The 12,913-nt window shown below is 74.0% G+C and carries 10 protein-coding genes; 3 read left to right on the top strand and 7 right to left on the bottom strand.

What is annotated here, in order from left to right; all coding sequences use genetic code 11:
• Positions 1-14: 14 nt before the first annotated feature.
• The gene (locus ABZ801_RS27175) at positions 15-857 is read right to left on the bottom strand and encodes an SRPBCC family protein (protein ID WP_360702811.1); all 843 of its coding nucleotides are present in this window, start codon (positions 855-857) and stop codon (positions 15-17) included.
• A gap of 245 nt (positions 858-1,102) precedes the next feature.
• On the opposite strand from ABZ801_RS27175, the gene ABZ801_RS27170 reads away from it, so the two are divergent.
• A complete protein-coding gene (locus ABZ801_RS27170; RefSeq protein ID WP_360702809.1) occupies positions 1,103-2,008 on the top strand; it encodes an AraC family transcriptional regulator in 906 nt (301 codons plus the stop codon).
• Between the two features lie 42 nt (positions 2,009-2,050).
• Here ABZ801_RS27170 and ABZ801_RS27165 read toward each other — a convergent pair whose 3' ends face one another.
• Both ABZ801_RS27165 and ABZ801_RS27160 read right to left on the bottom strand, forming a co-directional pair.
• Entirely contained in the window at positions 2,051-3,478 is a 1,428-nt protein-coding gene (locus ABZ801_RS27165; protein WP_360702806.1) for an aldehyde dehydrogenase family protein, read from the bottom strand.
• 51 nt (positions 3,479-3,529) lie between these two features.
• The gene (locus ABZ801_RS27160; protein ID WP_360702803.1) at positions 3,530-5,017 is read right to left on the bottom strand and encodes a PucR family transcriptional regulator; all 1,488 of its coding nucleotides are present in this window, start codon (positions 5,015-5,017) and stop codon (positions 3,530-3,532) included.
• 132 nt (positions 5,018-5,149) lie between these two features.
• On the opposite strand from ABZ801_RS27160, the gene gabT reads away from it, so the two are divergent.
• Positions 5,150-6,487, top strand: a complete 1,338-nt coding sequence (gene gabT / locus ABZ801_RS27155) for a 4-aminobutyrate--2-oxoglutarate transaminase (RefSeq protein WP_360703119.1) — start codon at positions 5,150-5,152, stop codon at positions 6,485-6,487.
• Here gabT and ABZ801_RS27150 read toward each other — a convergent pair.
• From ABZ801_RS27150 to ABZ801_RS27140, 3 genes are all read right to left on the bottom strand, one after another.
• Positions 6,484-7,491, bottom strand: coding sequence for an LLM class flavin-dependent oxidoreductase (locus ABZ801_RS27150; protein WP_360702801.1), 1,008 nt, complete (start codon positions 7,489-7,491; stop codon positions 6,484-6,486). The genes gabT and ABZ801_RS27150 overlap by 4 nt on opposite strands.
• A gap of 48 nt (positions 7,492-7,539) precedes the next feature.
• On the bottom strand, positions 7,540-7,821 hold the full coding sequence (locus tag ABZ801_RS27145) for a hypothetical protein (RefSeq protein ID WP_360702799.1): 282 nt from the start codon (positions 7,819-7,821) through the stop codon (positions 7,540-7,542).
• Positions 7,822-7,932: 111 nt separating this feature from the next.
• Positions 7,933-10,248 carry an ExeM/NucH family extracellular endonuclease gene (locus ABZ801_RS27140; protein ID WP_360702797.1) on the bottom strand — a complete coding sequence of 772 codons (2,316 nt, stop codon included), beginning with the start codon at positions 10,246-10,248 and terminating at the stop codon, positions 7,933-7,935.
• 249 nt (positions 10,249-10,497) lie between these two features.
• Between ABZ801_RS27140 and ABZ801_RS27135 the strand changes: the two genes are divergently transcribed.
• Positions 10,498-11,295 (top strand): IPT/TIG domain-containing protein, encoded by a 798-nt coding sequence (locus ABZ801_RS27135; protein WP_360702795.1) that lies wholly within the window; start codon positions 10,498-10,500, stop codon positions 11,293-11,295.
• Between the two features lie 31 nt (positions 11,296-11,326).
• Here the strand turns inward: ABZ801_RS27135 and ABZ801_RS27130 are convergent, their stop codons facing one another.
• Positions 11,327-12,814, bottom strand: coding sequence for a hypothetical protein (locus ABZ801_RS27130; protein ID WP_360702792.1), 1,488 nt, complete (start codon positions 12,812-12,814; stop codon positions 11,327-11,329).
• Between the last annotated feature and the right edge of the window lie 99 nt (positions 12,815-12,913).

The raw sequence follows: 12,913 nt of genomic DNA, 5'->3' as shown, positions 1-12,913 counted from the left end.
GCGTAGACCTCCGCCTAACTCGATGCCTGCGGGATTCTCTGTGCGCCGCTCCGGCGCTCGCCGACGACCTGGCCGCCGCGGATCTCGCCGCGCCATCCGTGGAGTTCTTCGGGGTGGGTGATGACGTGGGTCATGAGGTGGCGCCGGAAGTGTTTGAGTTCGAGTCGTACGCGGCGTCCCTGGGCGCGCCAGATGTTGGCGGTCTTCTCGAAGAATCCTTTGGGGTGGTATTCGAGGGAGAGCAGGACGCGGGTCATGTCGGGTGTGAGTTCGTGGAAGGAGACGCTGCCGTCGACGTGGCCTTTGGCGCCTTTGGACTGCCAGACGATCTGTTCGTCGGGGATCTGCTGGGTGATGGTGGATTCCCAGCTTCGGGTGGACCAGAAGATCTGGGCGGTCCAGTTGAGTTTCTCGTCGGTCTCCTGGTTGACGCTGATGACCTTCTTCATGAAGGAGGGGAAGTCCTGGAACTGGGTCCACTGGTCGTAGACCATCCGGCGGGGCGCACCGATGTCGATGTGCTCGACGATGTTGATCGTCTTCCCCTTTCGGCCGCCGCCGAAGATCCCCTTGAGCGTCTCCTTGAACACGGTCCACACCGCGCTCATCACGGCGCGCGCCGGTGACTTGCCCTCGGCCAGCGCCCGCGCACCGGCCAGCGCGCCCTTCAGCACCGGGCCGCCCTGCTCGGCCCTCGCCGTGAGTTTCCGCACGGTGCGGTCGACCTGGGCGTCCAGCCGCGTGGTCAGCGCCCGCGTCAGCCGCCGTCCCGGCTCCACCCGGCGGATCGCCGCCGCGGCGGCGCGGGCGCCGAGGTAGGCCGCGACCCCCGCGACCAGTCCCGTCCGAAACTTCATGCGTCCTGCACCTCGCCTAAACACCGGCTTGTGCCCGCACTACCCCCGACATATAGGGCGAAACAACAACTTCACGTACAGAATTAGACACATTCCGTTTTCGGGCTGCGGAGGCAAATTCCGCCCAAAGAATCGTCTGCGGAAAGGTCACGGGTGGCGCGGGGCTCGCGGGCGGCCGGTTCGGCGAGGGCCGCCCCGCCGATGCCGCCCGCCGCCTCGGCCGCCGCGCTGGCTATCGTGGCGGCGTGGATCCGTTCGACGACCTGTTGCGAGGCGTGCGCGGGGAAGGGGTCGTGTTCGGCGCGTCCGCGCTGACACCGCCGTGGGGGCTGCGCTTTCCCGACTGCCCGTCGCTGACCCTGTGCGCTCCGCTGCGCGGCCAAGGCTGGCTGGTGCAGGGCAACCGGGCGCGTCCCCTTCGGGTCGGCGAGGCGGCAGTCGTGCGCGGCACCGAGCCGTTCGTGTTCGCCGACACCGCCACGCCCCGCGCGACCCGCGACGTCACCTGCGGCGGCCCCCTGGGCGACCTGTCCGGCGACACCGTGCTGATGGTGGGGGCCTACCAGGCCAAGGGCGAGGTGGCGCGGCGCCTGGTGCGGCTGCTGCCGCCGCTGCTGGTGGTGGCGGACGCCGAGGACTGCACCCCCATGCGCGACTACCTGACGGCACAGCTCGCGCCCGGCCGTCCGGGCCGCCAGATCGTCCTGGACCGCCTGCTCGACTGGCTGCTGGTGTGCACGCTGCGCGACTGGTTCGACCAGCCCGGCGTGACGCTGCCGGGCTGGTACGCGGCACTGGGCGACGACGCGGTGGGCCCGGCGCTGCGCGCGATCCACGACGAGCCGTCCCGGCCGTGGACGCTGGCGTCGCTGGCCGCCGTGGCGGGCGTCTCGCGCAGCACGCTGGCCCGCCGGTTCACCGACCTGGTGGCCGAGCCGCCGCTGGCGTACCTGACGTCGTGGCGCATGGCGCTGGCCGCCGACATGCTCGCCGACCCCGCCGCGACGGTCGCGTCCGTGGCGCGGCGCGTCGGCTACTCCGACGCCTTCGGTTTCAGCTCGGCGTTCAAACGCACCTACGGAACGAGCCCCAGCGCCTACCGGCGGGGCGCCGCGCCCGCCGACCACGCCGAGGCCGCCGGCTCACGCTGACGCGGCGGGCGGCACCGACGGCGGGCCGCCCGCCGGGCACGGTCACAGCGGCAGGCCGGTCAGCACCATGACCTTCTCTTCGGTGTAGTCGGCCATGGCCGACCGCAGGCCCTCGCGGCCCACCCCCGAGTCCTTGACGCCCCCGTACGGCATCTGGTCGGCCCGGTAGGACGGCACGTCGCCGATGACCACGCCGCCGACCTCCAGCTCGCGGTGCGCGCGGAAGGCGATGTCCAGGTTGCGGGTGAACACGCCCGCCTGCAGCCCGAACGCCGAGTCGTTCACCAGCTTGAACGCCTCGTCGACCCCGTCCACGGCCTGCACCAGCAGCACCGGCCCGAACACCTCCTCGCGGGCCACCTTGGCGTCCGCGGGCACGTCGGCCAGCACGGTGGGGGCGTAGGAGGCGCCCTCCCGGGTACCGCCGGCCAGCACGCGGGCGCCCGCGGCGACCGCCTCGTCCACCCAGCCCTCCACGCGCCGCGCGGCGTCCTCGCTGACCAGCGGCCCGACCTGGGTTCCGTCGTCCCACGGGTCGCCGGTGACCAGGCCGTCGACGGCGGCCACCAGCCTGGGCAGGAACGCCTCCTCCACCGACCGGTCGACGTACACGCGCTGGACGGCTATGCAGCTCTGCCCCGCCTGGTAGTTGGAGAACAGGGCGATGCGGGACGCGGCCCAGTCCAGGTCGGCGTCCGGCAGCACCACCGCGGCGCCGTTGCCGCCGAGTTCGAGCGTGACGTGCTTGCGCGGCACCCGGTCGCGGATCGACCAGCCGACCGGAACCGACCCGGTGAACGACACGATCGGCAGCCGCGGGTCGTCGACCAGGTCGCCGGCGCGGTCGTTGGGCACCGGCAGTACGGAGAACATTCCGGCGGGCAGGTCGGTCTCGGCCAGCAGCTCGCCGAGCAGCAGCGCCGACAGCGGGGTGGCCGGGGCGGGCTTGACCACGATCGGCGCGCCCACCGCGATCGCCGGGGCGATCTTGTGCGCGGTCAGGTTGAGGGGGAAGTTGAACGGCGCGATGCCCAGCACGGGCCCGCGCGGCACCCGGGAGATGTAGGCCATCCGGCCGGCCGCGGCGGGGTCGGTGTCCAGCCGCTGGGCGGTGCCGCTCCAGCGGCGGGTCTCCTCGGCGGCGAACCGGAACGTCGACACCGCCCGCGCCACCTCGGTCCGCGCCCACATCAGCGGCTTGCCGTTCTCGCCGGTGATCAGCCGGGCGATCTCGTCGGCACGCTCGGCCAGCCGCCGCGACACGTGCGCCAGGGCCTCGGCCCGCACGTGCAGCGGCAGCGCCGCGGCCGCCGCCCGCACCGCGTCGGCCGCGGCGACCGCCTCCTCGACCTGCGCCGGCGTCGGGACGGCGGCGGTGCCCACCACGCGCCCGTCATAGGGGTGGGTAACGGTCAGCTCGTCGTCACCGGTCGCGGGCCGACCGGCCAGCCAGAATGGGGTCACGTTCATGTCCTCACGCTATCCGCGCGGGCTCTGCCGGGCAGTCTCCGGCGCGTCCAATCAGGGCCGCCGCGCTGGCCGTCCTGGCGAGACGTCCTCCGGGGGACGCGACGCGTCGGCCGTGACGGCCAGGGCGACCCACAGCTCGGCGCGGACGGCCGGGTCGTCCAGGTCGCGGCCGATCAGCTCGGCCGCCCTGCGCATGCGGCTGCGCAGGGTGTGCCGGTGGACGCCGAGCGCGCGCGCCGCCGCCTCGCCCTGCCCGTTCGCCTCCAGGTAGGCGCGCAGCGACGGGACGAGCGCCGGGTCGGCCTCGCGCAGGGGAGCCAGCAGCGCCTCCGCGAAGCCGCGCGCGACGTCCGGGTCGAGCAGGCCGAGCAGGCCCTGCCCCGGCAGGTCGCGGTGCCGCAGCGCGGCCGAGGGACCGGCGCGGCGGGCGGCGGCGAGGGCGCGTTCGGCCTGCCGGAGCGCCCGCCGCAGGTCGTCCACGCCGACGGCGTCGCTGGCGCCGACCGGGCCGCCCGCCTGCGCCAGCACCATGACCTGCTCGGCCAGCGCCTCCGGGACGATCACCGCGCAGGCGCCGCCGGGACGCGGGACGGCCAGGCAGCGGCCGGCGGCCGGGTCGGCCTCCAGCGCGTCGAGCACCGCCGTGCCGCCCGCGCAGGCCAGCACCCGCAGCGGCGGATCGGGCACCGCCCGCCCCTGCGGCGGCAGGCCCAGCAGCAGCGCGCCCAGCGCGGCGCGCAGCTCGCGCCCGGCGCGCGGCGTCTCCGACTGCAGCGTCAGCAGCGCCACGGCCGCCCCGACGATCGTGTGCGCGACGTGCGGCAGCGGCGCCTCCGTGCCGACGGCCAGGAACGCGCGCGGCCTGCTCCGTCCCAGCCCGCCGACGCCCTGCACGACCACGTGCCCGTCCTGCCCGGACGAGGCGACGCTGACCGCGGGCGCGGCGCGTGCGTGCCGCAGGCGGTCCAGGTCGGGGACGAGGCCGGCGGCGCGGCGCCGGGCGCGGGCCGGTTCGGCGTGCCGGACGGTGCCGTCGGCGTCCAGCAGCAGCGCCCACCCGCCGAGCGTGCGCGCCAGCGTCGCGATCAGCGGCCCCGGCCCCCTGAGCGCGGCGCGCGTCAGCTCGCGCTGGGCCTGGAACGCGCGGGTGACGTCCTCGTACCACTCGGCGGCCAGCATCCGCGACACCGCCTTGCCGACGGCGATGAACGGCACCGGGCGCGGTACCTCCAGCAACGTCAGCCCCTGCTCGCGGGCCGCGTCGACCAGCTCCGGCGGAGTGCGCGGGTGGCTGACGCCGACGCCGAAGCCCAGCCCCGCGACACCGCGCGCGACCAGCCGCGCCACGTACGGGGCGGCGTTCTCGGCGGTGACGCGCATGCCCGTGGTCAGCAGCAGCTCGCCGCCCTCCAGGAACGGCGTCGGGTCCTCCAGCTCGCTGACCGCCACCCACCGGACCCGCGCGTCCAGCGGCCCGCCGGTCAGCGGCCGCAGCCCGATGTGCGGCAGCGCCGCCACGGCGCCGAGCGTGGGTGGCATGGGCGGCTCCGAGATGTCCAGCGGGGCGGGCCATTTTCGCCGCCGCGTACTGTTCAGCGTAGGGGCCGGGCGGCTTATGTTCACCCCATGACCAGCCACATCACCGACGCTCCGGCGGTCGCCCTGCCGGACGTGGCCGCCGCCCGCCTGCCGCAGGAACGCCGTGTCGTCACCGAGATCCCCGGCCCGCGCTCGCGGGAGCTGCAGGCGCGCCGCGCCGCCGCCGTGCCGCCGGGCGTCGGCAGCGTCCTGCCGGTGTACGTCACCGACGCCGGCGGCGGGGTCGTGGTCGACGCCGACGGCAACTCGCTGATCGACTTCGGCTCGGGCATCGCGGTCACCGGCGTCGGCAACGCCAACCCGCGCGTGGCCGAGCGGGTGCGCGCCCAGGCGGAGCGCTTCACCCACACCTGCTTCATGGTCACGCCGTACGAGTCGTACGTCGCGGTGTGCGAGGCCCTCAACCGGCTGACCCCCGGCGACCACGACAAACGCTCGTTCCTGGTCAACAGCGGCGCCGAGGCCGTGGAGAACGCCGTGAAGATCGCCCGGTACGCCACCGGGCGGCAGGCGGTGGTGGTGTTCGACCACGGCTACCACGGCCGCACCCTGCTGACGATGACGCTGACGGCCAAGAACATGCCCTACAAGCAGGGCTTCGGGCCGTACGCGCCGGAGGTCTACCGGATGCCGCTGGCCTACCCCTACCGCTGGCCCACCGGCCCGGAGAACTGCGGGCCCGAGGCGGCGGCGCAGGTCGCCGACCAGATCAGCGCGCAGATCGGCGCGTCCAACGTGGCGGCCGTGGTGATCGAGCCGATCCAGGGCGAGGGCGGCTTCATCGTCCCCGCGCCCGGTTTCCTGCCCGCGCTGGCCGAGTTCTGCCGCGCCAACGGCATCCTGCTGATCGCCGACGAGGTGCAGACCGGGTTCGCCCGCACCGGCGCCATGTTCGCCTGCGAGCACGAAGGCGTCGTCCCCGACCTGGTCACCACGGCCAAGGGCATCGCGGGCGGGTTGCCGCTGGCGGGCGTCACCGGACGCGCCGAGATCATGGACAGGGTGCACGGCGGCGGCCTCGGCGGCACCTTCGGCGGCAACCCGCTGGCGTGCGAGGCGGCGCTGGCCGTCCTGGAGGAGATCGGGACCGGCGGCCTGGTCGACCGCGCCCGCCGGATCGGCGAGATCATGCTGCCCCGGCTGCGCGCGCTGGCCGCCCGGCACGACGTCGTCGGCGACGTGCGCGGACGCGGCGCCATGATCGCGATCGAGCTGGTGAAGGGCGGCGGCTCCACCGAGCCCGACCCCGTGCTGACCGCCGAGATCGCCCGCCGCTGCCACGCCGCCGGGCTGCTCGTCCTCACCTGCGGCACCTACGGCAACGTGCTGCGGTTCCTGCCCCCGCTGGTGATCCCCGAGCACCTGCTGCGGGAGGGCCTGGACATCCTGGAGCGGGCGTTCGGCGGCTAACGCGCCGACGCCACGGCCTCCGGCCGCAGACCGTACAGCCCGGCCAGCAGCTCGTAGGAGCGCAGGCGGTCGGCGTGGTCGTACACCATCGTGGTGACCATGACCTCGTCGGCCGCCGTCTGCTCGACCAGCGCGTCCATCTGCCGGCGCACCGTGTCCGGGCCGCCGACGACCTGCGAGTCCATCCGCGCCTGGATGATCTCCCGCTCCAGCGGCGTGTACGGGTGCGCCGCCGTCTCCGCCGGGGTGGGCAGCGGCCCGGGACGCCCCTGCCGCAGCCGCAGGAACGACAGCGCCTGCGGGGCGGCCAGCTCACGGGCGCGCTCGTCGCTCTCCGCGGCGGTCACCGACACCGCGATCATCGCGTACGGCCGCTCCAGCGCCGGCGACGGGCGGAACGACTCGCGGTAGACGTGCAGCGCGGGCAGCGTGTTCTCGGCGCTGAAGTGGTGGGCGAACGCGAACGGCAGCCCCAGCAGCCCCGCCAGCCGGGCGCTGTACCCGCTGGAACCCAGCAGCCACACGGGCGGCTCGTTGCCCGCCGCCGGGGTGACGGTGCTCTCGGGGTGGAAGTAGCCGCGCAGCTCGGCGACCTGCTCGGGGAAGTCGTCCACCGACAGGGCGTCGGGGGAGCGGCGCAGCGCGCGGGCCGTGGCCTGGTCGGTGCCGGGCGCCCGGCCGAGGCCCAGGTCGATGCGTCCCGGGTACAGGGCCTCGAGCGTCCCGAACTGCTCGGCGACCACCATCGGCGCGTGGTTGGGCAGCATGATCCCGCCCGAGCCGACCCGCATCCGCTCGGTCGCCGCCGCCACCTGCCCGATCAGCACCGCCGTCGCCGAGCTGGCGATGCCGGGCATGGCGTGGTGCTCGGCCAGCCAGTACCGGCGGTAGCCGAGCGCCTCGGCGTGCCGGGCCAGGTCGAGGGTGTTGCGCAGCGCCTGCGCGGACGTGGAGCCGCTGGCGACGGGAGCCAGGTCGAGGACCGAGAACGGAGGCACACTCATGATCGGTGCTAACCGACGAGGGCCCCGTCCTCTTCCCGCCGCGTCCGCTCAGGCGACCGCCAGGTAGATCCCGGCCCCGATCACGACCGGCACCAGTGGCAGCACCGACACGCTCAGCCACGACCACGTCACCATGTGGCGTGCGCGCTCGGGGTCCTCGGCGAACCGCTCCTCGGCCCGCGTGTAGAGGACGGCGCCGACGAACAGCAGCGGCAGGAACGCCAGCATCGCCCACAGGCCGAGCACGAACGCGAGGGCCTGCCCGCCGCGCGTGTACGTCCCGTCCGGCCCGATTCCGAACCCGAGCCGCGGGGAGGCGGCAGTAGCCATGACGACCGTCCGATCACATAGGCGGATGTGACCGGGATCATACGCCCCTAGCAAACGCTCGGCCAAGGCCCCGCCGTCGCGGCGACGGGACCCCGGCCGAGCGAACGCCGATCAGTGCATCCGCAGGCCGATCAGGACGGGGTCGTGGTCGGACGCGCGGAACGCGTCCGGCCTGTAGAGGGACGGCGGGTTGTACTCGGTGTTGTAGTCGAGGATGGTCGGCTCGTCGGAGTTGATGTGCCAGATCGTGGCGCCGGTGACCCGCTTGGCCAGGGACCTGGCCGCCAGCACGTGGTCGAGTTCGCCGGCCTGGCCGTCGAAGACGTAGCTGTAGCGGCCCGCCGCCGGGACGAAGCGCTCGGTCTGGCTCGCCAGCCCGGCGGCCCGCAGCGTCTTGATCGGGTCCTCTTCGCCGTAGGAGTTCAGGTCGCCGATCACCAGCGGGTGCGGGACGGATCCGGCCAGCGCGGCCACCGCCTGCGCCTGCCGGACGCGCCGGGCGTTCCAGCAGCCCTGCCCGTCGCCCTGGTCGGCGTCGGGCCCGGTGGCGTCACCGCAGCTCTTGGACTTGAAGTGGTTGACGATCACGGTGAACGGCTCGCCGCCCCCCACGCGCCGGAAGGTCTGCGCCAGCGGGGGCCGCTCGAACACCGCGTCCTCGGACGAGACGGCCTGGCCCACCGGCCGGACCTTGGCCGGACGGTAGATCAGCGCCACGTGGATGGCGTCGGTGCCCGGGTTGGGGTTGCGGCCCCAGGCGTAGGTGCCCGCCCCGACGGCCGCGTTCAGCCGGTCCACCAGGGCCTTGACGGCGGTGTCGCTGTTGTTCTCGACCTCCATCAGCCCGACCACGTCGGCGTCCAGGCCCTTGAGCGCGGCGACCAGCTTGGTGAGCTGGCGCTCCTGTTCCTGCGCGGTGTCGGCGCCGCGCTGGTCGAGCGTGGTGAACCAGTTCAGGGTGTTGAACGAGGCCACCTTGACGTTGGCGGCGCCGACCGGGGCCGGGGCGGCCGGGCGCGGGTTGTCGCGGCGGAAGGCCACGGGCCGCGTCGGCTGGAGCCGGTACTTGCTGAAACCGTAGGTCAGCACGCCGGTCAGCCCGGTGACGGTGTCGCCGAGCCGCAGCGCCTCCGGCGAGGTGAACGGAACCGCCGGGGGGTTCTGGACGTTCGAGCCGTCGTCGATCAGCAGGCGCCGCCGGTCGTTGCCGGCCTGTGTCACGCCCGGCCGGTCGGTCGGCTGGTACAGGCGCCCGCCCGCCGAGACCGTCACCTCGCCATAGCGTCCGAGCTGGTAGTGCTCGGTGGCGGTGAGCTTCTCGGGGAACGTGACGAGCATGTTCTCCAGGTGCTCCAGCTTCGTCCCGTCGCCCCGCGCCAGGTCGTAGGCGGTGGGCTCGACGGTCCCGGTGCCGCACACGTCCACGGAGGTCACGGGCGACAGCTCGGTCAGCCCGTTGAACTCGACGGCCCTGCCGGTGACGAACACCCGGTCGCCGACCTTCACGTCCGTCACGGACGTGCCCGCGTAGGCGAACAGGCCCTCGGAGGTCGCGGGGTCGCCGTCGGGCGCCGTGTCCTGGAGGTAGAAGCCGCCGAGCTGGTCGCCGCGCTGGAAGTCGCCGGTGACGACGCCCTCCACCCGCACGGTCCGACCGGCCAGCGGGGTGCTGTCGCCGGAGCCCTGCACCTGGGAGATCTTGTGGCTGGCGGGGGTCGTGCAGTCGGGCCGGGGCTCCGGGTCCGGGTCGGGCGTGGAGCCGCAGGGCGCCTTGGGCGTCGCGCTGTTGCGCGGGGTCGGAGCGGCGGCCGAGAAGTCGGCGGCGTTGTCGTCGGTGTCCGCGCAGCCGCCGGACCCGCGGACGGCCGCGGTGGTGTTCGAGGTCGCGGGGGCCGCGCCGCCGCCCTCGTAGAAGCCGGCGTTGCCGTACCCGACCAGGTCGGCGATCTGCGCCCGCTGGGTCGCGTCGCACGGCGCCGAACCGCCGTTGCAGGCCAGGCCCTGGGTGGAGCGCACCAGCGCCACCTTGCCGGCGGTGGCCGACAGCGCCGGCGAGCCGGTGACGTCGGGCGCGGGCAGCGGCGAGCCGGTGGTGCCGCCGGACATCCGGATCAGCAGGTACTGGCCCGGCGCCAGGGTCCCGGTGACGTCGACCTTGTTGGAGGCGAAGGTGCCGGTGCCGGTGGCGCTGGCGTACTGGACGGACCATCCGCCCAGCTCGACCGACGCGGAACCGCGGTTGAACAGTTCCACGTAGTCATGGGTGAAGGGCGCGCCGGAGTTGCCGCCGCCTCCGTAGACGGTGCTGATCACGACGTCGCCCGGGGCCGCCTGGGCGCTCGTCGCACCGAGTGCGACGAGGCCTCCGGCGAGGAGCGCGGCGGACACCGCCGCCGCGGCCACGCGGGCTGTGGGGGTTCGGAGCATGCGCGCGAGCGTAGGCACGCAGGTCACGACCCGGAAGAACCCTGTGTGAACCCTCTACCAATTTGTAATGGATCGCCAGGTTCGGTGCCCTTCATCGTGGTTTGGCGGAGCGTTCGGGCGAAGCGCATGTTTCGGGCCGCGTCGCCATTCCGCCGGCCGGAGGGTTGATCGTCCCGTCGAAATGCCGTGCGCACACGGAAACGCCCGGCCACACTGTGTCGATATGTCCGCGGAAAGGGGGCGCCGGGGGTGAGTGGCCAGTCGCCGGTCGGAACCGGGCACGCGCGCCTGCGGGACATCGCGGTCATGGCGGTGTTCCTCCTGCTGCTGATGGCGGCGCTGGGCGTGGTGCTCGTCCAGGCGTGGCCGCCCGCGCCCGAGGCGGCGCCCGACGGCGGCACCCGGGCGCCCGCCGAGACCGTGCGCGTCCACCTGCTCGGCTGGGACCCGCGGATCTCCCGTGAGACCAGCCTGTTCGTCATCGTGGCGGCCGCCGGGGCGATCGGCGCCACCGTGCACGCGCTGCGCTCGCTGTACTGGTACGTCGGCAACCGGTCGCTGCGCCGCAGCTGGCTGCTGATGTACCTGTTCCTGCCGTTCATCGGCGCCGCGTTCGGGCTGATGGTGTACCTGGTGCTGCGCGGCGGCCTGACCGCCCCGGCGGGCACCGCCGCCGACCTCAACCCCTACGGCATCACCGCCGTGGCCGCGCTGGTCGGCCTGTTCTCCCGCGAGACGGCCGAGAAGCTGCGCGCGGTGTTCGCCACGCTGCTGTCGCCCCCGCAACCGGGCCGCGACCAGGCGCTGCGCCCGCAGATCGACGCGGTCGAGCCGGCCTCGGGCGCGGTCGGCCGCCTGGTGACCATCCGCGGCGTCGGGCTGGGAGCGGCCTCGTCGGTGCGGTTCGGCGCGGCGGACGCCCCCGCGACGGACGTGACCGACACCGGGCTGCGCGTCGTCGTCCCGCCCGGCGCGACGAGCGGACGGCTCGTCGTCACCGCGCCGGGCGGGTCGGCGGTCAGCCCCGCCGAGTTCACCGTCGAATGAGTCACCGTGGCGTGGGCGCGGTGCCCCCGGCTCAGCGTTTGCGGCGCGGCCAGTGGTCGTGCCACATGTTGTGGACGGCGCCCGGGAAGACCCTCGGCAGCACGCCCTCGCCCGGCTCGTCGCCGTCGTCGGGCGCCACCAGGCCCAGCTCGTCGCCCGTCTCGGCGCTGCCGAACTGGATCTCCATGCCGTAGGTGGCACGTGCCAGACCGCGCGGCCCCGCCACCAGGCAGGTGTAACGCGGCCGGGGGATCTCGGTCTCGGGGATGGCGGCGCCGACCGCCAGGCTGTTGGCCACCGTCACCCAGCTGCCGAGCAGGGTGATCTGGCGTTCGGCGCCCTGCTGCTCCCACCGGTACGGCAGGATCGGCTTGGAGAAGATCGGCACGAACAGGTGGGACACGCCGCAGGCGCGCAGCTCGCGGTCCCAGGTGATGGAGCGGCTGAGGTCCTCGCAGATCAGCACGGCGAGCCTGCCCAGCGAGCAGTCCAGCATCCGGACCGTGGAGCCGGGGGTGATGTACTCGTCGGCGACGCCCTCGGTGGGCGCGTGCGGCAGCCGCCACTCGCGCATCTGCCCCGCGTCCAGGGTGAAGCCCGACAGCTTGTCCTGGACGAGCAGTTCGCGCCCCGTCCAGCGGTCCAGCAGGACGGCGCGGTTGGGCGGCGGCTCGGTCGAGCCCAGGGGGCCGCTGCCGAGCAGCAGGTAACGCAGCGGATGCGCGTCGCGGTCGCGTCCGGCGGTGTCGAACGCGGCCTCCTTCCAGTGCTCCAGCAGCGCGTCGTTGAGGGACGCCTCCGGCAGCACCGCGATCTGCGCGCCCGCCTCGTCCAGCCGCCGCAGGATCGTCTTGATGCGGGTGCGCAGCCCCGGGGAGTCGGCCGGGCGCAGCCGGTAGACCGTCATGCCGAACCGCTTCTCGAACGACAGCTCGATGTCGTCGAACGTCTCCAGCAGCGGCGCGCACCCGACCGTCACCGGACGGTCCTTGGGGAAGTGGGCGTCGTGGACGGCCGGGAGCACCTCGTGCTCGACGCCGTCCCAGTACTCGGCCGGGACGCGGTGCACGCCGAAGAACTCGTCCTTGGCGCGGCGTCCGCGCGGCCTGCCCGGGTAGGCGCAGCGCGGCAGCAGCGCCCCGTCGGTCGCCTCGCTGTTGAACCGCCCCTCGGTCAGGTAGCGGACGAGCGTCCCGGTCATCGCGGGGCTGGCGTGGTAGGGGCCGTAGGGGTTGGCGTGCGCCAGGGCGATGTCGAGCCCGAGCAGCAGGGTGAACCGGCCGCGGTGGCCGTGCCGGGAGATGAACCGCTCGGTGGTCTCGGGCGGCAGCTCGCCCAGTTCCAGGACGGTCTCGGAGAGCTCGGTGGCCTGGCGGAGGACGTCGGGATCGCTGGACCATCCGGTCACCGTCCACCCCTCGAACAGCCCGTCGGGAAGCGCGTCGTACAGCGTGACGAAGAGGTCGGCAGGATCGGCGGGGTGGGCCGGCTGGGCAGATGCCGCCGGCTGATCCGTCATACGCGCCCCCGGGGGTTGACAAGAAGGGTTACGGGTGTCCGCCCGATGCTAACTCCAGTGTGCACGGCCCTTCAGTGGCATCTGATACAGAAAGTGGCC

Source organism: Actinomadura sp. NPDC047616, assembly GCF_040642915.1.
GTDB lineage: Bacteria > Actinomycetota > Actinomycetes > Streptosporangiales > Streptosporangiaceae > Spirillospora > Spirillospora miaoliensis.
The sequence above is the reverse complement of the archived record's forward strand: the minus strand, read 5'-3'. Positions and strand labels throughout refer to the sequence as shown.

Bases quoted from the DNA above. Each gene is read 5' to 3' on its own strand.
- ABZ801_RS27175 (WP_360702811.1), bottom strand. From the start codon at position 857: ATGAAGTTTCGGACGGGACTGGTCGCGGGGGTCGCGGCCTACCTCGGC.
- ABZ801_RS27165 (WP_360702806.1), bottom strand. From the start codon at position 3,478: ATGAACGTGACCCCATTCTGGCTGGCCGGTCGGCCCGCGACCGGTGAC.
- ABZ801_RS27160 (WP_360702803.1), bottom strand. From the start codon at position 5,017: ATGCCACCCACGCTCGGCGCCGTGGCGGCGCTGCCGCACATCGGGCTG.
- ABZ801_RS27150 (WP_360702801.1), bottom strand. From the start codon at position 7,491: ATGAGTGTGCCTCCGTTCTCGGTCCTCGACCTGGCTCCCGTCGCCAGC.
- ABZ801_RS27145 (WP_360702799.1), bottom strand. From the start codon at position 7,821: ATGGCTACTGCCGCCTCCCCGCGGCTCGGGTTCGGAATCGGGCCGGAC.
- ABZ801_RS27140 (WP_360702797.1), bottom strand. From the start codon at position 10,248: ATGCTCCGAACCCCCACAGCCCGCGTGGCCGCGGCGGCGGTGTCCGCC.
- ABZ801_RS27130 (WP_360702792.1), bottom strand. From the start codon at position 12,814: ATGACGGATCAGCCGGCGGCATCTGCCCAGCCGGCCCACCCCGCCGAT.